The organism is Sinomicrobium pectinilyticum, assembly GCF_003725735.1.
Taxonomy (GTDB): domain Bacteria; phylum Bacteroidota; class Bacteroidia; order Flavobacteriales; family Flavobacteriaceae; genus Sinomicrobium; species Sinomicrobium pectinilyticum.
Genome location: NZ_RJTM01000142.1, coordinates 1 through 483 on the forward strand (window position 1 = coordinate 1; position 483 = coordinate 483).

General features: G+C 45.5%; 1 pseudogene. It reads left to right on the forward strand.

Annotation, left to right across the window (positions count from 1 at the left end):
* Positions 1-422, forward strand: a pseudogene (locus ED312_RS23910) (hypothetical protein); the annotation flags it as partial.
* Between the last annotated feature and the right edge of the window lie 61 nt (positions 423-483).

Consider the following 483-nt stretch of genomic DNA (forward strand, 5'->3'; position numbering starts at 1 on the left):
CGGTGTCGGTAGAAAAGATGGAGACCATTCTCGCCCTTCCGTTAGTCAGGGACCAATACAGCGATTATTACAATGACGAGGCCGACGACTTTTGGCTGGGAAACCAGGGCTATCAGTTCCGGCAACCCGGTAATAAGGAAAACAAGTGCCCGCGTATCAGTACGGTCAGGCAGTTGAGTTACGACGAAGAAACCGGAGAAGGGGAATTTGAGTTCTATCATTTTGATGTGAAAAAAATGGCAAACGGGCAAGTGGGCGTGGTCCTGTACACCCAAAAAGATAACGGGTATGACAGCAATATCCATAGCGTGCCCCCGGACAACATTAAAGATTACCGCGAGGCCATCCGTTGTTTTGAGTGGTTGGAAAGCCGGGTTTTTAAAAGAAACGATGTGTATTTATCTACAAAAAATGACAGATGAAAAAGATTGATTTTGAGAAAAAGGAAGGAGGATATTTCATGCGCGGGAGCTATTTTACCAT